Here is a 21,276-nt window from a genome sequence, read left to right as displayed (position 1 = left end):
GCAGTTAGCAGTTAGCAGTTAGCAGTTAGCAGTTAGCAGTTAGCAGTTAGCAGTTAGCAGTTAGCAGTTAGCAGTTAGCAGTTAGCAGTTAGCAGTTAGCAGTTAGCAGAAATTAAAATTTTTAGCGTACTTTAAAAAGTCATTTTTACAAATTTTCACTTTTCACTTTCACCTACAGACTAATAAAAGTACTTTGCTTCACTTTATTGATCGTGAAAATACTTTTAGTACTCGCAATATGATCCAGCGTGGTAAGCTTGGTGACCAGGAATTCCCGGTATGCATTCATATCTTTCACCAGTACCTTAAGCATATAATCAAAATCTCCACTTACATGTAAACATTCTATCACCTCGGGTAGGTTATTGATCTCCTTTTCGAATCGGGAAAGAAAATCTTTTTTGTGCTGCACAAGTTTGATCTGGCATAATACCATAAAACATTTTTCAACTTTTTGGGGTTCTACCAGGGCAACGTATTTAGAAATAATTCCTTCGCGTTCCAGTTTTCTTATGCGTTCGTAAACTGCCGTAACTGAAAGCCCAAGATCGTTGGAGATCTCCTTATTGGTCTTTTTACTATCCTGCTGAAGATGCTTGAGGATTCTCTTGTCTAACTCGTCAATTTTCATTTGCTTTTAAAAATTTGGAAAATTAATCGATTTTCGAATAAAAATAGATTTTTATTCTGAAATAGTAAATATTGACCGATTTATTTACCAGGTATGAACTATATCATTGTTTTTAAAACAGATTAGACTGAAATTTGATAAGATTAAATCAAACATTATGAAATATAAGCCAGCAGATAGAATTCAGGATCTACAATATTTTGGAGAATTTGGTGGAGTGAACCCATCAATTTCAGATTCCTCGACCTATACTTTTCTTTCAGCAAAGACCATGTTCGACACTTTTGAAGGAAACGCGGAAGGTTGTTACCTATATTCACGCCACTCCTCCCCGTCCAACCTGTATCTTGGAGAAGCTTTAGCAGCTATGGAAGGCACAGAGGCTGCTAACGTGGCAGCTTCCGGAATGGGAGCCATCACTGCAGCTCTACTGCAACTATGTAATGCCGGAGATCATATCGTTTGCAGTCGCACCGTTTATGGCGGGACCTACGCATTTCTGAAGAATTTCGCGCCGAAATTCGGCATTGAAACCACATTCGTAGATGTTACCAATCCTGAATTGGTTGAAGCAGCCGTTCAGAAAAACACAAAGGTGATCTATTGCGAATCTGTGAGCAATCCGCTTCTGGAGATCGCCGATCTTGAAATTTTAAGTAGAATTTCAAAGGTTCATGATCTTAAACTAGTAGTCGACAACACTTTCTCTCCCTTATCGATCACTCCGATCAAATTAGGTGCTGATGTGGTTATCCATAGCCTTACAAAATTCATCAACGGAAGTAGCGATACCGTTGGCGGTGTGGTTTGCGGAACTAAAGAATTCATCAATGATCTTAGAAATGTGAATGATGGAGCAGCCATGCTTCTTGGGCCAACGATGGATAGTTTCAGGGCTGCTTCGATTTTAAAAAACCTTAGAACCCTTCATATTCGAATGAAGCAACACAGTCATAACGCGATGTACCTGGCTAAAAAATTCCAGGAAGACGGATTTAAAACGGTGTACCCTGGTCTTAAATCTCACTCGGGACATGAAACTTTCCGTAGAATGATGAACGAAAGTTACGGCTTCGGCGGAATGCTTACCATAGATGTAGGTTCCTTAGACAAAGCGAATGAGCTTATGGAGTTAATGCAGGAGCGTAATCTGGGTTACCTGGCGGTGAGTTTAGGATTCTACAAAACTTTATTCAGCGCGCCAGGAACTTCAACTTCTTCAGAAATCCCAATTGAAGAGCAAAAAGAAATGGGATTAAGCGATGGGTTGATCCGTTTTTCCATTGGTCTGGATAACGATATTGCAAGAACTTATGAAATGATGAAAGAATGCATGGTTAAGGTTGGTGTTTTGAATACCGAATTGGTCTAATTTTTTGCAGGATTAAGCCGAAAGTCGTAAAATTACGATCAGAAAAATGATCAATATTAACGACCGGTTTTAAAATGACAAGCCTCAGGGTGGATCTGAAGAAATTCAGGAATACCCTGAGGCTTTATTTTTGCCACATATAAAGCACTGAACCTTAATGGAAAACTCTTCCACACAAACTGAAAATGATGCAATCATCGAAAACAAAGAGTTAAACATCTGGGAAGCACTAATTCCAGTTTTTGCCCTAATAGGGATGCTGGCTTTCAATGTTTTTGTCTTTGGAGATGATGCTCTAAGTGGTTCAAACCAGTTTATTTTACTTCTTGGAGGAGGTGTTGCAGCTATAGTAGGTTATTTCAATAAGGTAAAATTTGACTTTATGATAGATGAAGTTGCCTCGAACATTCAAAGTACTGCCGGTGCGATTTTGATCCTATTAATGGTTGGTGCCCTTGCAGGAACCTGGCTAATTAGTGGTATTATCCCAACTATGATCTATTATGGTTTACAGATCTTAAATCCTACCATCTTTCTTGCTGCCTGCGTTATTATATGTTCTGTGATCTCCCTGGCTACGGGAAGTAGCTGGACCACCTCGGCAACAGTAGGTATCGCATTGATAGGTATTGCCGATGCTTTAGGAATTTCCCTGGGCATGACGGCTGGAGCGATCCTTTCCGGAGCTTATTTCGGTGATAAAATGTCTCCATTGAGTGATACTACCAATCTTGCCCCGGCTATGGCAGGAACCGATCTTTTCACCCATATAAGGTACATGGCTTTAACTACCGTACCTACTATTACCGTAACTCTTATTACTTTTATAATAATAGGTTTAAACCTGGACACAAGTGGTTCTACAGACACAACCTCCATCCTCAATTCGATAGATTCTTCATTTAATATTAGCCCATGGCTTTTTATTGTACCAGTATTGGTGATCGTCCTTATCGTAAAAAAGACCTCTCCGTTAATAGCGCTCCTAATTGGAACTTTGATGGGTGCAGTAGCGGCGCTCATCGCTCAGCCAGATGTAGTATTGTCTGTAAGTGGTATGGATAAACTTAATTTTATTAGCGGATATAAGGGCATCATGAATGCGATCACCGTGAATACGGCTGTAGAAACAGATTCTGAAGCCCTTAATGACCTTTTCGCCTCAAGCGGAATGGCCGGAATGCTAGGGACCATATGGCTAATTATTTGCGCAATGGTTTTTGGTGGGATTATGGAAGCGATTGGTGCTTTGGCCAGAATCAGCAAGGCTCTATTAAATTTATTCCACACTACCTTTGGTTTGTTTGCTAGTACAGTATTTAGTTGTCTTACTTTGAACGTTACCGCCTCAGACCAGTACCTGGCGATAGTAGTTCCCGGTAAAATGTTCGCTAAAGCCTATAAGGATAAAGGTTTGGCACCAGAAAACCTTAGTAGGAGTCTGGAAGATTCAGGTACGGTAACATCAGTTCTAGTGCCGTGGAACACATGTGGTGCATATCATAGCGGTGTACTGGGTGTTCCGGTTCTTTCATATGCCGGTTATGCCTTCTTCAATTACCTGAGTCCGTTTATGACATTGTTATTCGCCGCCGTTGGGATCAAAATAAAAATGCTTTCCGAAAAATAGATATTATCAATCTGGTAACTCCAGGGTTAATTTCCTGATAATTCGGCAATTATAGATGCACGCTATTAAACTTCTCTGAATTGATAGATGGAATCTATTAAACAATAAAATTAAAAAATTTTCAAGCCTTTAAAATGCGCAGTTAGATGCTACTTTTGCAGTGTAGAAAAAAGAAAAAGTTAAACTTAAAAAAGAATAATTTATATGGCTTTAGTCGGAAAAAAATTTCCAAACCTTAGCGTAGACGCTATGAATGAAATGGGAGACACTTTTAAATTAAATGTATTAGAAGAAGCTCAGAAAAACAATAAGAAAGTATTGCTTTTCTGGTACCCGAAAGATTTCACCTTTGTTTGCCCTACAGAACTACACGCTTTTCAAAATGCAATGGAAGAATTTGAAAAGAGAAATGTTATGGTGATTGGAGCTTCTTGCGATACTCCTGAAGTTCATTTCGCCTGGTTAAATACTCCAAAAGATAATGGTGGTATTGAAGGTGTAAAATATCCAATTCTTGCAGATTCTAATCGTAACCTAAGTTCAAGACTAGATATTCTGGATATCATGAGCGAAACTTATGATGAGGAAACCGGGGCGATCACGCTTGAAGGAGATAATGTAACTTATAGAGCTACATACCTTATCGACGAGGAAGGAACTGTATTCCACGAAGGTATCAACCATATGCCACTTGGAAGAAATGTAAACGAATTCCTTAGATTGATCGATGCTTATTCTCACGTTCAGGAAAAAGGAGAAGTTTGTCCTGCAAACTGGGAAGAAGGTAAAGAAGCAATGAATGCAGATAGAGAAGGCGTTGCATCATACCTAAGCTTAAACTAAGAAGCACAAAGCTTAAATTAAGAATCTAAAAAAATTGCTATGATTAAGGAATTAGATCAGGATAACTTAAGCGAAGTTGTTGAAAGTAACGACACTGTTGTGGTTCAGTATATGGCCGGATGGTGTGGAAACTGCAGATTGATGAAGCCAAAATTCAAAAAACTGGCTTCAGAAAACGAAAATGCTCAGTTCATTTTTGTTGATGCGGAAAAGTTTCCGGAATCAAGAAAGCTGGCAAAAGTAGATAATCTACCAACCTTCGCGACATTCAAAAATGGAAGTTTTAAGAATCAGGTTCAAACTAACAAATTTGACCAGTTAAAAAACTTAGTTGATGAAGTTACCAGTAATTAAACATCTACAAAGAAACAACGAGGTTGTAAAATTAGAGAACACTATAGAGGTTCTGGAAAGTTTCACCGAGCACCGTTCAGTAACTGAAGAGCAAATGGATGTGGTTGGAGAATTAATTACTAACCTCTGCGGAGCTGTAGAAGTTCACAAGATGATTGAAGATGGTGTTCCTGAAAAGGACGCTGCGAATAACTTTGTAAAGAAAGTTTTAGGTTCTATAGACAAATAATTTTTTTTACAAAGCGATATAAAAGGGCTGTTTTCCAATGAAAACAGCCCTTGCTGTTTTATGATAATTTTAGTAATAACCGAAACTCAATCTTCTAAATTTATATTTCTAATAAAAAAATAATGGCAAAGATTAAACTTGGGGAGGAAATGGTCACAACATACGGAAACCTTCCTGCTATAAATGAAAAAGCTCCACATTTTGAACTTATTAAAGCAGACCTTAAAATTGGTACTCTGGAAGATTTCAAGGGTAAGCGGGTTATTATGAATATTTTCCCAAGTATAGATACGGGAGTTTGTGCCACCTCGGTTCGTAATTTTAATAAAAAAGCATCGGAACTTAAAAACACCGTGGTACTTTGTATTTCCAGAGACCTTCCTTTTGCACAACAAAGGTTTGTAAGCGATGAAAAATTAGACAAAGTGGTAAATCTTTCAGATTTCAAAGACAGGAACTTTGGAAAAGATTACGGGGTTGAGATGATAGATGGTATTTTTGAAGGTTTATTATCCAGGGCCGTTATAGTGCTCGATGAAAATAGCCATGTAATTCATTCGCAACAGGTTCCAAGTATTGATGAGGAGCCGGATTATCTTGCCGCACTGAAAACCCTATTATAATGAAGAATAGTTTCCTCGGAAAAAGAGTCAGAGGAGGAAAATATGCTATTAAAGGAGCCTGGCTACTACTAAGACATGAACCCAGCATTCAGGTTCAGTTTATAATTTCGGTTTTAGTATGTCTGGCAGGTTTATATTTTGAAATTTCCAGAGAAGAATGGATCTTTCAATTCCTAGCGATCGGTCTGGTGATGGCAACAGAAGGCTTGAACACAGCTGTAGAAGCCATGGCAGATTTTGTCCATCCAGATTTTCATAATAAAATAGGTCATATAAAAGACATAGCTGCCGGAGCTGTATTTATCGCCGCAATAATTGCAGTGATAATAGCTGGATTTATATACTTCCCTCATATCTTTTAAATCTAAAAGGTAATATTTAGCTCATTTTGCAGTTTACTTTTCTAAAGTAGCATCGGGAAAATTAATAACTTTCAAAATTGAATTATTTTTTTCTTATTTTGACAAAGGCTTATTTGTATTTTTGCCCAAATCCTTGAACCTGCATATGGCTAAAAAGAAAGCTAAGAACAAGAAAACAACCAAAAAATCCCGTAAATTTTCGCTAAAGCTGAACAGGCAGCAAAAAGTGGTTCTAGGTAGTTTCCTGATGCTTTTTGGCCTGGCATTGATCGTTGCCTTTATCTCCTTTCTATTCAACTGGCAGGCAGATCAGAGTATACTTAACGAGTTTTCCAACCGAGAACTAGAAGCAAGAAACTGGTTAAGTAAATTTGGCGCCAGCATTAGCGACTTCTTTATTTATAAAGGTTTTGGACTTGCCTCCTTCTCTATCGCTTTTTTGATCTTATTAAGTGGAATCTATCTTTTCTTTGGTTTTAACAGTGCTAATCTTAGAAAATTCTGGTTTTGGGGAATTCTGGTCATGATCTGGCTTTCTATTTTTTTCGGATTTTTCAGCGGAAAATATGCCCTGCTGGGGGGACGCATAGGTTTTGAAACAAATGACTTCATTCAGGATTATTTAGGTTTTTTCGGAACCGTTCTTCTTATGCTCTTCCTGTTTATAGCTTACCTGGCTATTCGCATGAAAGTCACCCCTGAAATGGTAGGAGGATATTTTAGATCTGGTAAAAAGGAACTACAGGATGCCATGAAGGAACATCAGTCGCAGGTCGCTGAAACAGATGAAGAAAAAGACTGGAAAGAAACTGTTGCAAAACCTGTAGTCGAAGATAAAGAAGAGGAAAAAGCGCCTAATATAGACCTATCTGAAGATAAACCTATTGAGAAAAAAGTTTCGGAGCCTTCACCACAAATGGAAATAAATCCTGCTCCAGAGGAAGATGTGGCTATGGAGGTTGAAGCTGCTCCCGAAGAGGAAGAGGAGGACAATTTAAGCACAAAACTTGTTAAAGATTTTGGCGAATTCGATCCTACTCTCGAGCTCAAAAACTATAAGTTTCCAACCATTGAACTTCTGAAAGATTATGGTGGAACCATTACTATTGACCAGGAAGAACTCGAAGAAAATAAAAATAGAATTGTAGAGACCTTAAAGAACTATAAGATCGAGATCGCCCAGATCAAAGCTACCGTTGGTCCTACAGTTACTCTTTACGAAATTGTTCCTGAAGCAGGAATAAGGATCTCCAAGATCAAAAACCTTGAAGATGATATAGCTTTATCTCTTTCAGCATTGGGGATCAGGATCATTGCGCCTATTCCAGGAAGGGGAACCATAGGTATTGAAGTCCCTAATAAGAACGCGAGTATAGTTTCTATGCGCTCTGTAATCGCTTCCGCAAAATTTCAGAATGCTGAAATGGAACTTCCCCTGGCTCTCGGAAAAACAATTTCTAACGAAACCTTTGTGGTAGACCTGGCAAAAATGCCTCACATGCTTATGGCCGGGGCAACAGGTCAGGGTAAATCTGTTGGATTGAACGCTATTCTTACTTCGTTACTATATAGCAAGCATCCAGCAGAAGTAAAGTTTGTTCTGGTAGATCCTAAAAAGGTAGAGCTTACGCTATTCAATAAAATTGAACGTCATTACCTGGCAAAATTACCGGATACCGAAGACGCTATTATTACTGATAATACCAAAGTGATCAACACGTTGAACTCACTTTGTATTGAGATGGATGATCGTTACGAACTGCTTAAAAACGCGATGTGTCGTAACATTAAGGAATACAATGCTAAGTTCAAGGCCAGAAAACTTAACCCGAATGACGGGCATAAATTTTTACCATATATCGTACTTGTAGTAGATGAGTTCGCCGACCTTATCATGACTGCCGGTAAGGAAGTAGAAACTCCAATCGCCAGGCTGGCGCAGCTTGCCCGTGCGATTGGTATCCACCTTATCATTGCAACCCAAAGACCTTCGGTAAACGTTATTACAGGTATTATTAAAGCCAACTTCCCTGCGCGAGTAGCTTTCCGTGTAACTTCAAAGATCGACTCCAGAACAATTCTGGACAACCAGGGAGCCGACCAGTTAATTGGGCGTGGAGATATGCTGTTTACCCAGGGTAATGAATTGAAAAGACTTCAGTGTGCTTTCGTCGATACACCCGAAGTTGATAAGATCACCGAATTTATTGGATCACAAAAAGCATATCCAGATGCGCATCAATTACCTGCCTACGAAAGTGAGGAAAGTGGCACAGGAGTTGATATAGATGTGAGCGAGCGGGACAAGCTATTCCGCGAAGCTGCAGAAGTGATCGTGACCGCCCAGCAGGGCTCGGCATCTTTGCTTCAGAGAAAATTAAAACTTGGCTATAACCGTGCAGGTAGAATCATAGACCAACTTGAGGCCGCAGGTATCGTTGGCCCTTTTGAAGGAAGCAAGGCAAGACAGGTTTTAATTACAGATCTAGCAGCTTTAGATCAGCTATTAAATGAACCAGACAATTAAAAAATCGTAATGAAAAAACTAGTATTTATCCTGGCTGCAATTATTTCTTTTAGCTCCCAGGCACAGAATTCACCAAAAGCAGAAAAACTATTGAATGAAGTTTCTTCCAAAGTGAAGAATTATGACAATATGGTGATCGAATTTAAATATGCCCTGGAAAACCAGGCAGAAAATGTAAGCCAGGAAACCAGAGGAGATGTGAGTATCGCAGGTGAAAAATATGTTCTAAACCTTATGGGCACTACTCAAATGTTTGACGGTGAAAAGATCTACACCATTATTCCAGAAGATGAAGAGATCAATATCTCGAATTATGTAGAAGAAGACGCAAACAGTATCACTCCATCAAAAATGTTCAGTTTTTATGAAGATGGATATAACTACGAAATGGACATCACCCAAAACGTAAAAGGAAGAGAGATACAGTACGTAAAACTCACCCCGAAAGATAGCAATGCTGAGATCAAAAATATCCTTCTGGGAATAGACAGCCAGACAAAACATATTTATAACCTGATACAAACTCAGGAGAACGGAACCAAAGTAACCATCACTGTGAAAAGCTTTAAAACAGATCAGCCACTGGCAAAAAATCTGTTTACCTTTAATGAAGATCGATACAGCGATTTTTACATTAATAGATTAGACTAAATTGAAGATACTCGACCGGTACATACTCACCAGTTTTTTAAAAACTTTTTTTTCGGTCTTTATCATACTCATGTTCATCTTTGTGCTACAGACGATCTGGTTGTACATAGGTGAACTTGCTGGTAAAGACCTGGATGCCGAGGTGATCCTGAAATTCCTTTTGTATTTCTCACCAAAACTGGTACCGCTGGTATTACCGCTCACCATCCTGCTTACTTCCATAATGACCTTTGGTTCTTTTGCTGAAAATTATGAGTTCGCAGCGATGAAATCTTCGGGTATTTCGCTTGGCCGTGCCATGCGAAGCCTTACCGTTTTTATAGTTTTTGTAAGTTTTGTAGCCTTCTTTTTCGCCAATAATGTGATCCCGGCTGCCGAATTCAAGTCAATTAACCTTCGAAAGAATATCGCCCAGTTGAAACCGGCCATGGCAATTACTGAAGGTGTTTTTAACGATATTGGGACATTCAATATCAAGGTTGATGAAAAAAGTGGCGAAAACGATCAGTTTCTTACCGACGTAATAATACATAAAAAGGGAAATGGCGGTGGAAACAATACGGTAATCAAAGCCAAGGAGGGCGAACTGGTTGGTAGTACAGATTCTGATGTTTTATCTCTAATTCTCAAGGAAGGGAATTACTACGATGAGATCCAGTCTACCGATTATAAAAAAAGAAAGCAGAAACCCTTTATGAAGAGTTATTTTGATGAATATGTCATCAACATAGATCTTTCAGATTTTAATAATGTAGACCTTGAGGATGAGTCTTACAGTTCTACTCATGGAATGCTTAAGATCTCTGAACTGGATGAAAGTATAGATTCCTTTTCAGTTTCTTACAATAACAAAATGGCTGAATTCAGCCAGAACATGTATACACGAACCGGAGTTCCCAACCTTAATATGAATTATAAGGTTAAGGATACGGTCATAGATAATCAAAAAAGTCTACTTGGATATTTTGATACATATGACGGTGCACAGATCGCCAATCTAGCCCTGGGATCGGTGAATTCTTCTCTTGCTCATTTAGCAATGAAAAAACAGGAATTCAAGGTCAGCATTAAACAGATCAATAAATTTGAGATCGCCCTGCACGAGAAATATGTACTTTCATTTGCGTGTATTGTATTGTTTTTTGTAGGTGCGCCGCTTGGAGCGATCATTAGAAAAGGTGGAATTGGGTTACCAATCGTAGTTGCTATTCTTTTATTCCTCACCTATCACTTTATTGGAATATTCGCAAAAAACTCTGCGGAAGATGGTAGCGTTCCTCCGTTTATTGCTACCTGGTTATCTACCTGGATCATGCTTCCCCTGGGTATATATCTTACTTATAGAGCTACTACAGATCAGGGGCTATTTGTATTCGACAATTTTGTAGCTCCTATTAAGAAACTCTTCAAAAAAGCCGGTCTTTTCAAGGACAAAAGTAAAACAGAATAAATATCTTTGCAGCCACAAAACTAGATTTTATGGCTCAGGTGGAGAACAATCAATATTCAATTAAACTGGATAATATTCAGGAAGCTATCGATGATATTCGCGCAGGAAAAGTGATTATCGTTGTAGATGATATTGATAGAGAAAATGAAGGAGATTTTCTGGCAGCTGCTGAGAAAGTAACCCCCGAAATGATAAATTTCATGGCCACTCACGGCCGCGGACTTATCTGTGCTCCGCTTACGGAACCTAGATGTAACGAGCTGAAGCTGGAAATGATGGTTGGTAATAATACCGATCCTATGGAAACAGCCTTTACCATTTCAGTAGATCTAAGAGGAAAAGGAGTAACTACCGGGATTTCAGCTGCAGATAGAGCGAAGACCATTCAATCTTTAATAGACCCGGAAACAAAACCTCATGACCTGAACAGGCCGGGACATATTTTCCCATTGAAAGCTAAGGAAGGTGGAGTTTTAAGACGTACAGGACATACCGAGGCCGCGATAGATTTCGCAAGGCTAGCTGGTTTTGAACCTGCCGGGGTGATCGTAGAGATCATGAACGAGGATGGAACCATGGCTCGATTACCTCAATTATTAGAAGTTGCCAAAAAGTTCGATCTTAAAATAGTTTCTATTGAAGATCTGGTAGCCTACAGAATGCAGCATGATTCTCTTATTGAAAAGAAAGAGGATTTTGAACTGGATACAAGATTTGGAAGATACCGCTTAAGAGCATATAAGCAAACCACGAACTCCCAGGTGCATATCGCCCTTACAAAAGGAAGCTGGAAACCTAATGAAGAGATCATGGTTAGAGTGAATTCCACTCGTGTGAATAATGACATTCTAGGAACACTTACCAATAATGCCGATAAAAAGCTGGATGGAATGTTTCAGGCGATCAATGATGAAGGTCGTGGTGCCATTGTTTTCATTAATCCCGCCAACCAGTCCCCTAATCTTCTAAGCAGGTTGACTGAACTTAAGGAGAGCCAGAAAAAAGGAGAGATCAAAGCTCCCCCGGTAACCATGGATAATAAGGACTTCGGGATTGGAGCTCAGATTTTGCATGATCTCGAAATTCACAAGATCAGGCTGCTTTCTAATACCCAGCAAACCAAGCGTGTGGGAATGATAGGATATGGACTGGAAATTACGGAATACGTAAACTATTAGTCAACTTCGATGATTACCTCATCCAGGGGTCTTCGCACTTTTTTAAATTTTGAGAACATATCGTCATCAGAGCGATATCCAACTGGAAGCACTAGAACCGATCTTAAATTTTTATCGTGAAGCTTTAAGAATTCGTCATATTTTTCAGGTTCGAAACCTTCCATGGGACATGCGTCGATCTCTTCAGAAGCACAAACTGTAAGAAGAGTACCCAGAGCAAGATAAGCCTGATTTATGGCCCAGGCTTCAATTTCTTCAACCTCTTTTGTCTTAAAGTCATTTACCAGAAACTCGTGAAAAGGTTTAAGGATCTCTTCGGGTGTTTCTCTTACGTGTTTTACCCTTTTGAAGTAATTTGTAATAAACTCTTCATCTACCTTATTTTCTATACAAATTACCAGAACATGCGAAGCGCTGTCTACCTGCTGTTGATTATATGAGAATTCTTTTAATTCTTTCTGGATCTCCTTATTAGAAATAATAAGCATTTTAAGAGGTTGCAAGCCATAAGAAGTAGCAGTGAGATTAAAAGCCTGTTTCAACACCTCTACTTTCTTTTCAGAAAGGATCCTGGTTTCATCAAATTTCTTAGTCGCATAGCGCCAGTTCAAAGCTTTTATATTACTCATAACCTCTTTTAAATAATATTTTACAAATGTACATAATGTAGAAGGCAAGATCGGCGTTAGGGAATAAATTAATCTGATACATCCAAATATTATGGCTATCTTCGATAAGACTCTCATCATTCTATAATGCGCCGACTTAAAAAAATCATTCTGTTTTCGGTTATTGGCCTGGTACTGATAATTTTTGCGATCCTTGGAGTAGAGGCAATTTTTAAGAGACAAACTCAGGATCTTATTTACAGGGATATTTCAACCTTGCCTAAGTCTGAAACCGTAATAATTCTGGGAGCAAGTGTACACGCAGATGGGAAGTTATCTCCCATTTTGAAGGACAGGGTAGATACCGCCATAAAATTATTCGAAAACAATAAAGTGAAGAATTTCCTTGTTTCGGGGGACCACCGAACAGACGATTACAATGAGATCGCGGCTATGACCGGATACCTTGAAGATCGAGGCATAGATAAAGACCTCATCATTTCAGATCCTGCCGGTCTGGATACGTACGATAGCATGTACCGTGCGGGAAATATCTATAACATAAAAGATGCTATTGTAGTCACTCAGGAATTCCATTTACCAAGAACTTTATTTATAGCCGAAAACCTGGATCTGAATTATAAAGGATTCCCGGCCGATCAAAGAGCCTATCAAACTGAATATCGTTTAAAACAAAGAGAAAAACTGGCCAATCTCAAAGCCCTGTGGGAAGTCTTTATCCATAAAAAACCACACTCCCTTCAGGCCGGAATATTTCCAACTTCAAATTAATCATTTCTTTTTGAGTATCTTAGAATACTACTAACTTCTAATACCAAAATAATGATTCAGTGGATAATTCACATTCTGGTTGACGCCCTTGTCTTACTCATTGCCGCTAAATTTCTTGGCAGTGTCCATTTAAAGGCTTCAAAACAGCCATAATCGTAGCCTTGATTATTGGGGTTTTAAGTTTCCTGCTAAGCTGGTTACTTACCGCTATACTCAACATCGCCACTCTGGGTATCTTTTACTTCCTCGGAATTGGTTTTGTGACCAGGGTTATTGCCTATGCTATCATAATTGAAATTGCCGATAAAATGACCTCAGATTTCAAAACTGACGGCTTTATGTCTTCGATCTGGCTGGCAGTCTTAATTGCGATTTTTGGAGCAATCGTTGATGCAATCCTTTTTTAAAAAACTACCGGGTGAGATGCCTCATCCGGTTTTTTCTACCCCACCAGACGAAAAATCCGGTTACCGGCAAAGACGCCACAAAAATGCTAAGAATAAAAGCTATGATCTTTCCGGTCATCCCAAAATACTGCCCGGTATGTATACCATAACTCATTTCCTGTAATTTGAGTCCGGTACTTTTAGAATCATAAGGTTGCTCCTGAAGAATTTCTGCTGTTTGAGGATGAAAATAGTAGTTGGACTGGTGATCATAATCAAGCGATTCTGGATAAACACCTGTTACAATAGGATGGTGGTCACCTTCGGTCCATACGAAATACATGTCGTTTCCCGGTTTCATTTTCATCGTTTCATTAAAGGCAATATCTATCGGTTCTCCTGTAATTCTCTTCTTCTGAATGATATTTTCTATATGGTGATCGCTTTCGATATCTTCACCCAAGTTTCCTACGAAATATATCCCGTCTTTCACCCAGTCATAGGAAAAGTATAAACCTGTGATGGCTACGATGATCGCCAGGATATGTAAATAGAACCCGCTTATGTTATGCAGGTCATAATTCAACCTTCTCCAACGGGCGTTCCATTTTATTTTCAAACTTTTCTTAAGGTTCTTCAGTTTTTTAGGCCACCACAGGATTACTCCGGTAATCATCATTAGAATAAAGATGAGGGTAGAACCCCCCACCACCTGTCTACCAATTTCTTGTGGTAATAACAGGTACATATGCAGGGCTTTTACAATTTCGAAGAAATCTTTAGTGAAATCCTGGGCATATAAAAACTCCCCGGTATAGGGGTCTATATAATAATAGTAAGGGGTTTCATTATGCACACCGTAAACCGCAACCGGCCTGTCTTTACCAGAATAAATTACAAAATCATCAGTGGTGCCCGGAAATCTCTCTTGTACGATTTCTTTGATCTCTGAAGGTGGTAAATAACCGGTTTCTTTCTGTTCAACAAAACGATAATCAAATAGCGCATCCTTGATCTCGTCGTGAAAAACATAAATACAACCGGTAATGGCTACTATAAAAACTATAATTCCTGTGAGAAGGCCCAGCCAGAGGTGAAGTCTGCCGGCCCATTTCTTCAGTATGTTTTTTTTCTTCTTTTTTTTCATGATATTAGAAAAAAAGGAGATCACCTTAAAGGCGATCTCCGGCTAATTCAATTCTAAAATTTGTAAGTAAGCGCCGCGGCAAAATTCCTTGGTGCCTGTGGGTTAATGGTAGACCATCCGTTATAATAATCTTCATTGGTAAGATTATTTAGCTTGAAATTGATAGAAAATTTATCTACATCATAAAAGACAGCGGCGTTCAAAATCGTATAAGATGGAAGAGTAAAAGTTCCGGAAGTATTACGGTTAAAGATCATATTCTCACTGGCATAATTTCCACCAAATCCAAGCCCAAAACCTTCCGCCAATCCAGAGGTAAACCTATAGCTGGCCCAGAGATTGGCAAGGTTTTCCGGCCCCGCAGATTCCGGTCTTCTTCCCAGGAAGTCATCATTTTCAGAAGCTTCGGTCACCTCGCTGTCGTTATAACTATATCCAGCCACCAGGTTTAATCCATCTACCGGACTTGCAGTTATTCTTGCTTCAAAACCACGACTGTACTGAGTTCCATCCTGGTTTACATCCAGGCCATTACCTAGAACGATATTCTCAACCTGAATATCATAATAACTCAGGGTCGCGAAGATTTTATCATTGAAAAAATTCAGTTTGGTTCCGAATTCAAACTGGGTGGCGTGTTCAGGATCGAAAGTAATTCTCCTGGTTTCACCGGTCTGCTGATCGATGACTTCTGAAGGCGCTACATTGCTGAACCCATCCATATAATTGGCAAATATGGATACTCTGTCTAACAGCGGCTGATACACCACCCCAAATTTTGGAGACAAGGCTGTTTGACTGTTGGAATCATTCTCGAATTGGTCTATTCTTAAACTTGCCATAGCCGAAAGCGCGGGAGTTATGTTTAAAACGTTTGAAACATAGGCGCTGTAAATGTCTTCTTGCGTTGTAGTGTTATTACGGTCTGTATTCGCCAGTAATCCATCCACGGCAGCCGTTGATAGAATTCCACTGTCCCCATCGGTAATATAATTCGCTTCATCGGTAATGCCGTAAACACTTTCATTTACATTCTGTAAACTGGCATTTCCAATGTATACGTTGCCATTTCCAATATACCCGGTACCATTATCTATAGTCTCACGTTGAAAATAATCAAGGCCGGCAACCATTCTGTTCCTCATACCCAGAATTTCGAAATCACCGATGAAATTCTGCTGAAAATCGGTAGTCAAGGTCGTTGAATTCTGGTTATTCATAAACCTGGAAAGCACAATCCCTTCATCAAGTCCCTCATAAAACCTGGTAGTTTCATATAAATAGGAATAGTAACCTTTAGATTTTGCACTTCCTCTCGAAATTGCCGTTTGCGAGGTCCACTTGTCAGATAAATTATAGATCATTTGCCCCTGCAGGCTGTAAGTAGGATTTGTTAGAGTTAGATCATTACTGGTATAAGATCTATTTGTATCATAGTTCAACTCCTCCACATTATTAACTGTTAAAGGCGCTCCCCTATCCACGAACAACATGGTAGGATTTGTAGATTCTCCATTATAGAACTCTGTGTTCACGAAGAATGAAAGTTTATCATTCACCTGGTAACTTAGTGAGGGAGCAACAAAAAATGATTTTGAAAACCCTGCATCCTGAAAAGAATTCTGTGTTTGATAGGCAGTATTCACCCTCATCGCAACATCTCCTTCTTCGTCAAGCGGAGTATTCACATCGGCGGCAATCCTGTTAAGACCAAAGCTTCCCAGGGTATAAGTAATATTTCCACCGAAATAATCATATGGTTTTTTGGTAGTGATATTTATCAAGCCTCCGTAAGAAATAAGGCTGCTTCCGTACAAGGTACCTGATGGGCCTTTGATCACTTCAATATTCTCAATATTGGCCGGATCTGGGCTTCCATTAGTAACAGCAGGTAATCCATTAACCATGGTTGGCTGCACTGGAAATCCTCGAAGAGAATAATAACCGGCTCCGTCTCCACCTCTACCGGTAGATTCCCAAAGTTTGGTGATCCCGGAACTATTTTTTAAGGCATCATCGAAATTAGTGATGATCTGCTCCTCCAGTAACTCGGAAGTGATATTATCGTAAACCTGTGGATTCTCAATATTCTTTAAAGGTAATTTGGAGACGTAAACACTCCTTTCCCTATCGTACTTATTTATTTTTCCGTTTCCCTGAATTACAACCTCATTTAGTTGCTCTTCCCCGGTTTTCAAAATAACTTCGGGAATTACAGTATTTTCTCCAGGCTTTATGGAAACTGCGATTTCTTTCGGTTTGAATCCAACATAGGTAATCCTTAAAAGATAATTCCCATCAGGTATATTATTGATTGTAAAAGATCCAGAGTTATTGGTTTCTGTACCAATGTTAGTACCCTGAACTTCTATGTTCGCTTCGGAAATTCCATCTCCATTAATGCTGGTAACCTTACCAGTTAGACTTCCAGAATCCTGGGCAAAACTGGTATAATTGATCAATATTAGGATGAGTAGTAGTTTCTTATTCATTTTTAATTTTATTTAGACTTACTTTAAATAGAGCAGCAAAACTATGTGAGGAAAATGAAAATAAAAAGCTTATTTAGATTTATTTTAAATAAAAAAATTGAATTAATTGTAAATCAAACGTTTAAAATTGAGAAGAATAAAGATTGATTATAACAGGAATTTTAAATTTAATGCCGATTTAAACTGAATTCCTTTCCTTTCAGCTACTTTTGAAATTTCAAATAAAAACCTATGATCAAATTAATTGTAACAGATGTTGACGGAACTTTGCTGAATGATAATCATGAGTTACATCCAGATTTCTGGGAGGTAGAAGAACAGCTTACTAAAAATGGAATTTTATTTTCCATTGCGAGTGGCCGACAATTCTATAACCTTGAATCCAGATTTGAAAAGATAAAGCACCGCACGATGTTCTTTGCAGAGAATGGAACTTATGTTTCTCACAAAGGCAAGGAACTTTATGTGAACCCTATCGAAAAAACAGCTGCTAAGGATCTTATAAGATTAGGCCGTGAATTGGAGAGTACAAACCTTGTTCTATGCGGAAAGAATTCGGCTTATATCGAAACCAGTGATGAAGGCTTCAGAAAAGAGATATCTAAATTCTATGAAAGACTGAAGGTTGTAGACGATCTCACCCAGGTTGACGATACCTACCTGAAGGTTACCCTATGTAATTTTAACGGGGTTGAAGAAAATACCTTTCCGCATTTCGTGAATTATACAGACCGGTATAAAATAGCAATTGCCGCAAAAGTATTCATAGATATTACCGCACTGGATGCGAATAAAGGAAATGCCATCAGGGGAATTCAAAAGGAATTGGGCATTAGCCCTGAGGAGACTCTTGTATTTGGCGATTACCTGAACGACCTTGAAATGATGAAGGTGGCCAAGCATAGTTATGCCATGAAAAATGCTCATCCAGAAATTCTTGAAGCAAGTAATTTTGTTACCAGCCACGATAATAATGATAATGGTGTACTGCGTACTATAAAATCTCTTGGGCTGTTAAATGGCTAATTTACGATAATATTGGTTTTATCCAGACCTGAATTCCCAGTGACCGGGTCGTAGGCATAAATCATGATCTCGTAAAGTCCTTTATCTAAATTTGTCTCCCCGGAAAAAGTACTGGGCTTATCCTTTTGATCTAAAACAACCTCTCTCGAATTTCCTTCAGAACTGGTTATTACTGCCTTTACTTCATATTGATTTGCATCCCATAGGCCATCTTTCGTGACAGGGCATCCACACATCATTACGATATTAGCTTCAAGCCAGATCTTGTCTGATGCCTTTATTCTTTCGTGGGTTTGCGGACTTAAGATATCCACAACAAATCCAGGTATTTCCAGCACTACTCCATCTCCGGTAATATCCTTTCCAGGGATCACCCATAGCTGGGTACTACTTACAACCTCAGCTTGTTTCTTATTGACAGGTGCGTAGGCTTTTACAGTGATAAATTTTGGTTCATCTATATCGAGAGTGGCCATATAACCAGCGGTTTTGTCGTCTGAAAGATCTACTCCCCTGCCCCAGTCCTTTTTCATGATTCTTTCAGTGTCGCCTGTACTTCCAGAAGTAATACCTTCGTCCAGTATTTCTCCTGAATATGCGTCCAGAACCATTATTTTCGCACCACCAATGGAAGTGCCAATGAATTTAGCATCCTTTGCTTTCGCCCTTACCATGATATTGGTAGTTTGAGCATTAACAAATAATAAGCTGAATAGAAAAACTATTGTAGCCAGATGTTTTTTTGAAATCATATTACTGAATTCTGTTTATTTATGTAAGTTGAGCTGTATCTCTTCCAGGTTCTTATCATTTAAAGTATCTTCCTGGTAGGCCAGCATATATTTTTCAAGTGTAAGAAATTCTTCTTTAGTAAAGTCATCTGCCTTCATATTTTCTTTTAAAAGATGCCAGGGAATCTCTGATTGATAATCATATTCTCCTATTAACATCACCGGAGTTCCATGACGAGCCACCTGATTATTTTCAAGTCCCCAGGTATCTGCCCAATCATAAATAAACTGCGCATCTTCCATTTTAAGCCTTATACAACCATGACTGGCAGGATGACCCGGCATTTCATACTGGTGCATTCCAATACCCTCGTTGTTCATAATATTAAAGTAGTAAGGTAGTTTCCAGGCGTGATTCACTGAGCTGGTTTTCATTTTCGACTTGTAGTTGGTGTAATAAAGACCATTAGGTGTAGGAGTAGATTTTTTTCCTGATGATATTGGTCCCCACCTGATCAAATCTCCGTTCTCGTACAATCCAAATGCCTGAATTCTTTGATTGATAATCAAACTCTTAGGCAGGCATTTCATTACGTGTACATGTTGTGGCATAGGCGAGTATTCCACCAGTTCGTGAGAAATACACTCTGGCACTATAATGGCCATTTTCGGTTTAATCCTGTTCTGCTCTATACGGTTAAGATCTAGTAATACCTTTTTTTGATCCTCATTGAGCAATGCGAATAAGCTATCAACTTCTTTAACAGAATGCATGGTATCCAATTCATAGACCACCTGAGTCCTGTAGGTTTTGGCTGTACGTTTTACAACGGGATCAACCTTCTTTACTATCGACCGATTATTTAAACTATCTTCTACTTCCGGCTTTGTATTACAGGCATAAAATGCCAAAAACGTTATACAGAAAATAAAATTAATAGTGAAAATAGAGTCTTTCATGGCCTTGTACTTTTACCTGATTAACAACCAATCAACTGATTAGTTTACCTAATAAATATACATAAACCAGAATACAATTTTGATCAAAAAAAAACCGGTAAATATTTTAACCACATCAGGGCTACAATATTTACCGGCCAGTATAATCAAAAATTACTTCAATTAAACTTTGGCTAATCCAGCTTCAGCATTTTTCGAAGCTATACTTTTAAAATTTTTAGGGTCTGAATGATATTTTTTCACATATTCCTGAAGAGTATCTATTTCTTCCTGGGTAAGATCATTGGCTTTCATATTCTGGGATAGGGAATGCCAGGGCTTTTGGTTTTCATAATGATATTCTCCAAATACCATAAAAGGCGTACCATTCCGTGCAATTTCAGAACCTTTCACCTCCCACATTTCAGCCCAATCGAAGATGTATTTTGCATCATCCATATATAGTCTTACACATCCATGGCTTGCCGGATAACCGGGTAGGGCATATTGGTGCACCCCAACCCCTTCAAAGTTCATAAAATTGAAATAATACGGTAAAATCCATGATTCATCTACTGTACTTACTTTTCTTTTTGCTTTGTAATTTCCATAATTCAATCCGTTCGGGGTTCTGGTTGAGCTCTTTCCTGAACTAATTGGTCCCCACTTAACCAACTCCCCTTGTTCATATAATCCGAATGCCTGAACTCTTTGTGAGATAAGAACGGTTTTTGGTATACACTGAAGGAAATTTAAGTTTTCCGGAAATGGGCTATAAGCGTTGAATTCATCTGAAGCGCAATCTGGGATTACTATAGGACGGTTGGGTCTTAGCCTATTTCGTTCTATACGGTTTAAGGCTAAAATGGTTTTCATTTGTTCATCAGAATAAATTTTGAAAAGACTATCGATATCTTTTCTCGTTTTTAGAGAATCGATAGTATAACTGATTTCTTTCCTGAAAATTTTAGGCTTCTTTTTCACAATCGGGTTTCTCATGGAAAGTTCCTTAGATTGTGTAACTGATGGTTCTACTACCTGTGTATTAGAATTACAGGCAAGGAAAAGGGCACTACATAAAAATAATAACGATAATTTACCTAAAGCATTTAAGCGTTTCATTGAAATAGTAGTTTTTAGTTTGTAGTGTGAAATTACGCACACAATGTTGCGAAGCCTGCTAATAAGCCGTTAAGCCTTTGTTGACATTATGATAATTAACCCTTTTTTAAAAAAGCATGACTCGTTTTTATCAAAAATTATCTTAAGATTTAACCATTCTTAAAGACTATGTTTTTCAGTATC

General features: G+C 38.6%; 21 protein-coding genes. 14 read left to right on the top strand and 7 right to left on the bottom strand.

Features of this window, described 5'->3' with window-relative positions:
* Positions 1–172: 172 nt before the first annotated feature.
* Entirely contained in the window at positions 173–631 is a 459-nt protein-coding gene (locus ML462_RS10770; protein WP_240713823.1) for an Lrp/AsnC family transcriptional regulator, read from the bottom strand.
* 157 nt (positions 632–788) lie between these two features.
* Here ML462_RS10770 and ML462_RS10765 point away from each other — a divergent pair, with 157 nt between their 5' ends.
* The 11 genes from ML462_RS10765 to ribB all read left to right on the top strand — a co-directional run bounded on the left by ML462_RS10765 (position 789) and on the right by ribB (position 11,850).
* Positions 789–2,003: an aminotransferase class I/II-fold pyridoxal phosphate-dependent enzyme gene (locus tag ML462_RS10765; RefSeq protein WP_240713822.1), complete on the top strand. Its 1,215-nt coding sequence runs from the start codon at positions 789–791 to the stop codon at positions 2,001–2,003.
* Between the two features lie 157 nt (positions 2,004–2,160).
* Positions 2,161–3,633 carry a Na+/H+ antiporter NhaC gene (gene nhaC / locus ML462_RS10760; protein ID WP_240713821.1) on the top strand — a complete coding sequence of 491 codons (1,473 nt, stop codon included), beginning with the start codon at positions 2,161–2,163 and terminating at the stop codon, positions 3,631–3,633.
* Positions 3,634–3,837: 204 nt separating this feature from the next.
* Positions 3,838–4,476: a peroxiredoxin gene (locus tag ML462_RS10755; RefSeq protein ID WP_240713820.1), complete on the top strand. Its 639-nt coding sequence runs from the start codon at positions 3,838–3,840 to the stop codon at positions 4,474–4,476.
* A 39-nt stretch (positions 4,477–4,515) separates the two neighbouring features.
* Positions 4,516–4,830, top strand: coding sequence for a thioredoxin family protein (locus ML462_RS10750; protein ID WP_240713819.1), 315 nt, complete (start codon positions 4,516–4,518; stop codon positions 4,828–4,830).
* Complete coding sequence (locus ML462_RS10745) at positions 4,811–5,059, top strand: DUF6952 family protein (protein WP_240713818.1); 249 nt, start codon at positions 4,811–4,813, stop codon at positions 5,057–5,059. Before ML462_RS10750 ends, ML462_RS10745 begins: the two co-directional genes overlap by 20 nt.
* Positions 5,060–5,181: 122 nt before the next feature.
* Positions 5,182–5,682, top strand: coding sequence for a thiol peroxidase (gene tpx, locus ML462_RS10740; protein ID WP_240713817.1), 501 nt, complete (start codon positions 5,182–5,184; stop codon positions 5,680–5,682).
* Entirely contained in the window at positions 5,682–6,044 is a 363-nt protein-coding gene (locus tag ML462_RS10735) for a diacylglycerol kinase family protein (protein WP_240713816.1), read from the top strand. The genes tpx and ML462_RS10735 overlap by 1 nt, the downstream gene beginning before the upstream one ends.
* A 145-nt stretch (positions 6,045–6,189) precedes the next feature.
* The gene (locus ML462_RS10730) at positions 6,190–8,571 is read left to right on the top strand and encodes a DNA translocase FtsK (RefSeq protein ID WP_240713815.1); all 2,382 of its coding nucleotides are present in this window, start codon (positions 6,190–6,192) and stop codon (positions 8,569–8,571) included.
* A gap of 9 nt (positions 8,572–8,580) precedes the next feature.
* The gene (gene lolA1 / locus ML462_RS10725) at positions 8,581–9,222 is read left to right on the top strand and encodes an outer membrane lipoprotein periplasmic chaperone LolA1 (RefSeq protein ID WP_240713814.1); all 642 of its coding nucleotides are present in this window, start codon (positions 8,581–8,583) and stop codon (positions 9,220–9,222) included.
* Between the two features lies 1 nt (position 9,223).
* On the top strand, positions 9,224–10,672 hold the full coding sequence (locus ML462_RS10720) for an LptF/LptG family permease (protein WP_240713813.1): 1,449 nt from the start codon (positions 9,224–9,226) through the stop codon (positions 10,670–10,672).
* Positions 10,673–10,701: 29 nt separating this feature from the next.
* Positions 10,702–11,850 carry a 3,4-dihydroxy-2-butanone-4-phosphate synthase gene (gene ribB / locus ML462_RS10715; protein ID WP_240713812.1) on the top strand — a complete coding sequence of 383 codons (1,149 nt, stop codon included), beginning with the start codon at positions 10,702–10,704 and terminating at the stop codon, positions 11,848–11,850.
* Here ribB and ML462_RS10710 read toward each other — a convergent pair.
* Complete coding sequence (locus tag ML462_RS10710; protein ID WP_240713811.1) at positions 11,847–12,479, bottom strand: NAD(P)H-dependent oxidoreductase; 633 nt, start codon at positions 12,477–12,479, stop codon at positions 11,847–11,849. The genes ribB and ML462_RS10710 overlap by 4 nt on opposite strands.
* Before the next feature lie 126 nt (positions 12,480–12,605).
* On the opposite strand from ML462_RS10710, the gene ML462_RS10705 reads away from it, so the two are divergent.
* On the top strand, positions 12,606–13,250 hold the full coding sequence (locus tag ML462_RS10705; protein ID WP_240713810.1) for a SanA/YdcF family protein: 645 nt from the start codon (positions 12,606–12,608) through the stop codon (positions 13,248–13,250).
* Between the two features lie 161 nt (positions 13,251–13,411).
* Entirely contained in the window at positions 13,412–13,657 is a 246-nt protein-coding gene (locus ML462_RS10700; protein WP_240713809.1) for a phage holin family protein, read from the top strand.
* A gap of 4 nt (positions 13,658–13,661) precedes the next feature.
* On the opposite strand, the gene ML462_RS10695 is transcribed toward ML462_RS10700, so the two are convergent.
* Positions 13,662–14,783 carry a PepSY-associated TM helix domain-containing protein gene (locus ML462_RS10695; protein WP_240713808.1) on the bottom strand — a complete coding sequence of 374 codons (1,122 nt, stop codon included), beginning with the start codon at positions 14,781–14,783 and terminating at the stop codon, positions 13,662–13,664.
* Positions 14,784–14,836: 53 nt separating this feature from the next.
* Entirely contained in the window at positions 14,837–17,275 is a 2,439-nt protein-coding gene (locus ML462_RS10690) for a TonB-dependent receptor (RefSeq protein WP_240713807.1), read from the bottom strand.
* Positions 17,276–17,506: 231 nt separating this feature from the next.
* Between ML462_RS10690 and ML462_RS10685 the strand changes: the two genes are divergently transcribed.
* Complete coding sequence (locus tag ML462_RS10685) at positions 17,507–18,301, top strand: HAD family hydrolase (protein ID WP_240713806.1); 795 nt, start codon at positions 17,507–17,509, stop codon at positions 18,299–18,301.
* Here ML462_RS10685 and ML462_RS10680 read toward each other — a convergent pair.
* The 3 genes from ML462_RS10680 to ML462_RS10670 form a co-directional block, all read right to left on the bottom strand.
* Positions 18,298–19,053, bottom strand: a complete 756-nt coding sequence (locus ML462_RS10680) for a hypothetical protein (RefSeq protein WP_240713805.1) — start codon at positions 19,051–19,053, stop codon at positions 18,298–18,300. The two genes, ML462_RS10685 and ML462_RS10680, sit on opposite strands and share 4 nt — an antisense overlap.
* A 15-nt stretch (positions 19,054–19,068) precedes the next feature.
* The gene (locus ML462_RS10675) at positions 19,069–19,992 is read right to left on the bottom strand and encodes a L,D-transpeptidase (RefSeq protein WP_240713804.1); all 924 of its coding nucleotides are present in this window, start codon (positions 19,990–19,992) and stop codon (positions 19,069–19,071) included.
* A gap of 162 nt (positions 19,993–20,154) precedes the next feature.
* Positions 20,155–21,093, bottom strand: coding sequence for a L,D-transpeptidase (locus tag ML462_RS10670; protein WP_240713803.1), 939 nt, complete (start codon positions 21,091–21,093; stop codon positions 20,155–20,157).
* Positions 21,094–21,276 lie beyond the last annotated feature (183 nt).

Source organism: Christiangramia lutea (assembly GCF_022489035.1).
Lineage (GTDB): Bacteria > Bacteroidota > Bacteroidia > Flavobacteriales > Flavobacteriaceae > Christiangramia > Christiangramia lutea.
Note: the sequence above shows the minus strand (reverse complement) of the source record. Positions and strands in the feature narration are given on the sequence as shown.

Excerpts from the sequence above, each read along its gene's own strand:
- ML462_RS10770 (WP_240713823.1), bottom strand. The coding sequence starts at position 631 with ATGAAAATTGACGAGTTAGACAAGAGAATCCTCAAGCATCTTCAGCAG.
- ML462_RS10765 (WP_240713822.1), top strand. The coding sequence starts at position 789 with ATGAAATATAAGCCAGCAGATAGAATTCAGGATCTACAATATTTTGGA.
- nhaC (WP_240713821.1), top strand. The coding sequence starts at position 2,161 with ATGGAAAACTCTTCCACACAAACTGAAAATGATGCAATCATCGAAAAC.
- ML462_RS10755 (WP_240713820.1), top strand. The coding sequence starts at position 3,838 with ATGGCTTTAGTCGGAAAAAAATTTCCAAACCTTAGCGTAGACGCTATG.
- ML462_RS10750 (WP_240713819.1), top strand. The coding sequence starts at position 4,516 with ATGATTAAGGAATTAGATCAGGATAACTTAAGCGAAGTTGTTGAAAGT.
- ML462_RS10745 (WP_240713818.1), top strand. The coding sequence starts at position 4,811 with ATGAAGTTACCAGTAATTAAACATCTACAAAGAAACAACGAGGTTGTA.
- tpx (WP_240713817.1), top strand. The coding sequence starts at position 5,182 with ATGGCAAAGATTAAACTTGGGGAGGAAATGGTCACAACATACGGAAAC.
- ML462_RS10735 (WP_240713816.1), top strand. The coding sequence starts at position 5,682 with ATGAAGAATAGTTTCCTCGGAAAAAGAGTCAGAGGAGGAAAATATGCT.
- ML462_RS10730 (WP_240713815.1), top strand. The coding sequence starts at position 6,190 with ATGGCTAAAAAGAAAGCTAAGAACAAGAAAACAACCAAAAAATCCCGT.
- lolA1 (WP_240713814.1), top strand. The coding sequence starts at position 8,581 with ATGAAAAAACTAGTATTTATCCTGGCTGCAATTATTTCTTTTAGCTCC.
- ribB (WP_240713812.1), top strand. The coding sequence starts at position 10,702 with ATGGCTCAGGTGGAGAACAATCAATATTCAATTAAACTGGATAATATT.
- ML462_RS10710 (WP_240713811.1), bottom strand. The coding sequence starts at position 12,479 with ATGAGTAATATAAAAGCTTTGAACTGGCGCTATGCGACTAAGAAATTT.
- ML462_RS10705 (WP_240713810.1), top strand. The coding sequence starts at position 12,606 with ATGCGCCGACTTAAAAAAATCATTCTGTTTTCGGTTATTGGCCTGGTA.
- ML462_RS10695 (WP_240713808.1), bottom strand. The coding sequence starts at position 14,783 with ATGAAAAAAAAGAAGAAAAAAAACATACTGAAGAAATGGGCCGGCAGA.
- ML462_RS10690 (WP_240713807.1), bottom strand. The coding sequence starts at position 17,275 with ATGAATAAGAAACTACTACTCATCCTAATATTGATCAATTATACCAGT.
- ML462_RS10685 (WP_240713806.1), top strand. The coding sequence starts at position 17,507 with ATGATCAAATTAATTGTAACAGATGTTGACGGAACTTTGCTGAATGAT.
- ML462_RS10680 (WP_240713805.1), bottom strand. The coding sequence starts at position 19,053 with ATGATTTCAAAAAAACATCTGGCTACAATAGTTTTTCTATTCAGCTTA.
- ML462_RS10675 (WP_240713804.1), bottom strand. The coding sequence starts at position 19,992 with ATGAAAGACTCTATTTTCACTATTAATTTTATTTTCTGTATAACGTTT.
- ML462_RS10670 (WP_240713803.1), bottom strand. The coding sequence starts at position 21,093 with ATGAAACGCTTAAATGCTTTAGGTAAATTATCGTTATTATTTTTATGT.